Raw genomic sequence first — 4416 nt, 5'->3', positions numbered from 1 at the left:
CGGTCCGCCCTTCAACAACGGAACAAGGAACCATCTCGAAAAATTGCACTCCCGGCTCTGGACAATGCTGGGGAATGCTCTGCACCCAAAATCGGGTGCAGACCAACTATAAGGGCCGCCAGTTCGTAGGCCCGGCCGTCAGGCCGGGAGACAGCGAGCACGTCCTGAATGAGCGCCAAAGGCGCGGCACCCCCGCAGAGATTTTCCTGACCAATTTGCGTGCCATCCAGTTAGATAGGATATGGCGGGGAAATATCTCTGTGTGAATCTCCATATTGTTTGGAGTACCAAGTGGAGGAAATGCCTCATCGATCCGCAATGGAGCCATCGTCTTTATGCCTATATGGGTTCCGTTGCTCGCTTCAAGAATGCCAGGCTCATAGAGGCTAACAGCCGGCCGGATCACATCCATCTGTACACCTCCATGCCGTCGACGATTTCCATTGCCGATTTGGTGAACGCACTCAAGGCTAATTCCACGCGATGGATTCGACAGACCTTCCCGAATTGGAAGTGGTTCTCGTGGCAGGAGGGATACGCGGCGTTCAGCGTCAGCAATTCCCTGGAGCAGGCCGTCATTGAATATATTCGCAATCAGGACGAGCATCACAAGCGACGGGATTTTCGGGAAGAGCTTCTCGATCTGCTTGATCGCCACGGAATCGAATATGATCCGAGATATGTTTTTGATTGAGTGCCGCGCCTTCGGCGCTCGATTCTCGAGCTATGCCCGTATCCCGGCCTTACGGCCGGGCCTATTCAATGGCGGCCCTTCGGGCCTCGGCTCCGTCTTGGATGTACAAAGCCCAGGCCTCGGGCGTGAGCCCGGGGTTGAGAGCAGGAGAAAATCAGGCCCTGAAAGGGCGGCACTCTTCTTATGGGATGCAGTCACTATACTATCTGAGGTTCAATAGGGAATCTGCGAGGACCTCGGCGACATCGCGGACATGGACGCGCTCATCTGCGTCCTTGGCTTTCAGGCCGTCGGTGAGCATGGTCATACAGAAAGGGCATGCGGTTGCGATCGTGCCCGGATTCAGCTTCAAAGCCTCCTCGGCCCTTTCGATGTTGACGCGCTTGCCCACCTTCTCCTCCATGAACATCCTGGCCCCGCCTGCGCCGCAGCAGAATCCCCGGTCGCGTGACCGGGCCATTTCGACAACCTGATCACCGGCAGCACCGAGCAGGTTTCTGGGCGGGTCGTAGATGCCGTTGTAGCGCCCGATGTAGCAGGAATCGTGGAAGGTGACCTTCTCCCCGGATTCGTGCGCGACCTTCAAACGGCCGGTGCGCATCAGTTCCTGCAGCAACTCCGTGTGGTGCACGACTTCGTAGTTGCCTCCGAACTGGGGATATTCATTCTTCAGCGTGTTGAAACAGTGCGGGCAGGTCGCCACGATTTTCTTGACCCGGTAGCGATTCATGGTCTCGACATTTTCGGTGATGAGCATCTGCGCCAGATACTCATTGCCGGCGCGGCGGGCCGGATCGCCATTGCATTTTTCCTCGAGCCCGAGGATGGCGAACCTGATTCCAGCTGCGTTTAACAACTTGACCATGCCACGGCTGACCTTCTGATACCTCTGATCGTACGCGCCGGCGCATCCCACCCAGTAGAGCAGGTCGATACCGGCGCCGCCCGTTTCAGCCATGGTTTTCACCTCGAGTCCCTTTGCCCAATCTGCGCGCGTTTCGTGGCTGAAGGCCCAGGGTGTGAAATTGGTCTCGAGATTTTTAAAGGTGCCTGTGAGCTCTTCAGGGAAGCGCGATTCGGTCAGGACCAGGAAGCGGCGCATCTCCATGATGGCCGGGACATGCTCGATATTGACGGGGCATTCCTGCATACACGCCCTGCAGGTCGTGCAATCCCAAAGCTCCTGTTCGGTTACGAAGTGGTTGAGGAGACGATGCGCGAGCAAATCGGGATGACCCTCCCCGGTCCCGGCGAGCAGGATCGGACCGATCTCGGAAGTACGCTCCCGGATGTTCATGATGATCTTGCGCGGGCTCAGGAGCTTTCCCGTATGGTTCGCAGGGCATACAGCCGTGCACCTGCCGCAATCGGTACAGGTGAAGCCGTCGAGAAGCTGCTTCCAGGTCAGATCGCGAATGTCATCGGCACCGAACTTCTCAAGGTTTTCATCTTCAAGGTTCAGCTTCGACAGGCGGCCGGGCGGCTCGAGCGAAGTGAAGAAAACGTTAGGGACGGCGGTCAAGACATGCAGGTGCTTGGAGTGGGGAAGATAGTTCAGGAAACCCAGCACGACCACGATGTGAACCCACCAGAAAAGCTGATACGAGGTTTCCCCAGCAGTCCCTGCAAAAAACGGTGCCAGTCGAATCGACACGAACCGGGCCTCGCTCAGCTGGCCGGACGATGCCATGCGTGAGGCGTTGGTTCCGAACATCGAAAATATGATGATAAGGATCAACCCGAGAATCAGGGTGGCATCCATGCGCACATGCCCCGACACTTCACGGCCGAAATATCTCTTGGGCGGAACGAAATACCAGCGGACGAGAGCTACCAGGCATGCCACGACCACCAGGGCGCCGATGAGCTCCTGCAGGAAGGCGAGCGGTGGGAACACGGGACCCAGCATGCGCAGGGTAAAGCTGGGGACGAAGCCTTCGATGATCGCCTCGAGAACTGCGGTCAGGAGGATGATGAAACCCCAGAAAATAAAAAAATGCATCAGCCCGGCGAGCGGATCGCGCAGGAGCTTGGTCTGGCCGAAGGCGATCACCAGCACGTTCCTGATCCTCGTCCCGATCCGATCGAACCGGTCATCCCTTTTACCGAGCGAGAAAAACCTCACCAGGCGCACACTCCCATGAACAAAAAACGCCAGCGCTGCAGTTAAAACCACGGCAAATACAATCCATTGGGCCATTTTTTCTCTGCAATCTCCGCCTATTGAGGATCAGATATTATAGACCCGTAGCCTGATAAAGGCTGGGCGTGCAAGAGTTTGTCTCCGCTCAAAAGGTCCACGTCTACGTCCAGGTTTAGGTCCAAGTCCACGTTTATTGGCAAAATCATTCCTATCTTAGCGCTTATGGGCTCACGCCCGGAGCTATGCTCTTTCCGCCCTTCGGGGCTTGGATCTTTATTTCTGTCACTGTATTTCATGAATATCAATAGTCAGTCACCAAGACTACTTTGCCGAAGTGTTCGCGTCGTTCCAGGATCTCTTGGGCACGAGCGGCTTCCTTCAGAGGAAGGATTTCGGAAACGACCGGGTGCAGAAGCTCGGCCTGGACAAGTTTCAGCACCTGAAGCAATTCGTGCTTGGAGCCCATGTAGGAGCCCATCAGAGTCAGCTCCTTGGCAAACAGATAACGCAGGTCGAGCCGGACGTCAAAACCGGTAGTAGCGCCACAGGTCACCAAACGGCCGTGGTGGGCGAGGCAGTTGACGCTCTCTTCCCAGGTTGCCGCCCCGACATGCTCAAGCACGATGTCGGCGCCTCGTTTCTCGGTGATTCTGCGGACCTCGTCCCTGAGCTTCTGCTTCGCATGGTGGATGACATGGTCGGCGCCGAGCGCGCGCGCCTTTTCGAGCTTGGCTTCGCTTCCCGCTGTGGTTATGACGCGCGCATGGAAAAGCTTCGCGATTTGAATGGCTGCGCTCCCGACTCCGCTTCCGGCGCCCAGAATCAGGACGTCCTCGCCGGCGCGAATGGCGCACCGGGTCACCAGCATGTGCCATGCGGTCATGAAGACAAGAGGAATCGCCGCCGCTTCCGCAAAGGGCATCGGCTCCGGGAAGGGCAGCGCGTTTACCGCAGGAACCTTGACGAGTTCGGCATAACCGCCATCGGTGACATATCCAAGAACAGAGTAGCTCCGGCAATGATTGTCATTTCCGCGATAGCATGGCTCGCAGTGCATGCAGCTCAACCCGGGATTGACGAGTGTCTTAGTCCCCGGCTTCACGTGCGCCACTCCCGGGCCGATACTCTCGACCACGCCGGCGACATCGCTGCCGGAAATATGCGGGAGCGGGATTGCGACACCGGGGAGGCCTTTGCGTTCCCAGAGATCGAGATAATTGAGGGCGCAGGCCTTGACCCTGACAGCTATCTCTCCCGGGCCCGGAATGGGATCGGCTACGTCCTCGTAGCGCAACCGATCGGTGCCGCCATGCTCGAAGAAGCGCACTGCCTTCATAGATTTATTCCTTTGCCGAGTTTGGAACCCACACGTCAAAAGCTGCAGCACCCTGAGCTGCAACCGGGCAAATCATATACCAGATCTTGAGCTATTCCGGGCGCAAAAATCTCAACGCAGTCTCCCATGCACCGGGGGTGCACCCAGGTGCATGAAAATGTTATTGTGCCCCGTAAGGCTTGCGATGGACGAAGGTCGTATTCTCTGTGATGCTTTCGAGCTCGAAACGCAGTCTGACCTGGT

3 protein-coding genes are annotated in these 4416 nt (G+C 57.1%); 1 reads left to right on the top strand and 2 read right to left on the bottom strand.

Annotated elements, in window-relative coordinates; translation table 11 throughout:
* Positions 1 to 262: 262 nt before the first annotated feature.
* Positions 263 to 694 (top strand): IS200/IS605 family transposase, encoded by a 432-nt coding sequence (gene tnpA / locus LAP85_29740; GenBank protein ID MBZ5500593.1) that lies wholly within the window; start codon positions 263 to 265, stop codon positions 692 to 694.
* 202 nt (positions 695 to 896) lie between these two features.
* Here tnpA and LAP85_29735 read toward each other — a convergent pair whose 3' ends face one another.
* Positions 897 to 2894 (bottom strand): (Fe-S)-binding protein, encoded by a 1998-nt coding sequence (locus tag LAP85_29735; GenBank protein MBZ5500592.1) that lies wholly within the window; start codon positions 2892 to 2894, stop codon positions 897 to 899.
* Positions 2895 to 3138: 244 nt separating this feature from the next.
* Complete coding sequence (locus LAP85_29730; GenBank protein MBZ5500591.1) at positions 3139 to 4173, bottom strand: zinc-binding dehydrogenase; 1035 nt, start codon at positions 4171 to 4173, stop codon at positions 3139 to 3141.
* Between the last annotated feature and the right edge of the window lie 243 nt (positions 4174 to 4416).

The organism is Terriglobia bacterium (genome assembly GCA_020072565.1).
GTDB lineage: Bacteria > Acidobacteriota > UBA6911 > UBA6911 > UBA6911 > JAFNAG01.
This window is presented reverse-complemented; position numbering and strand designations above follow the sequence as displayed.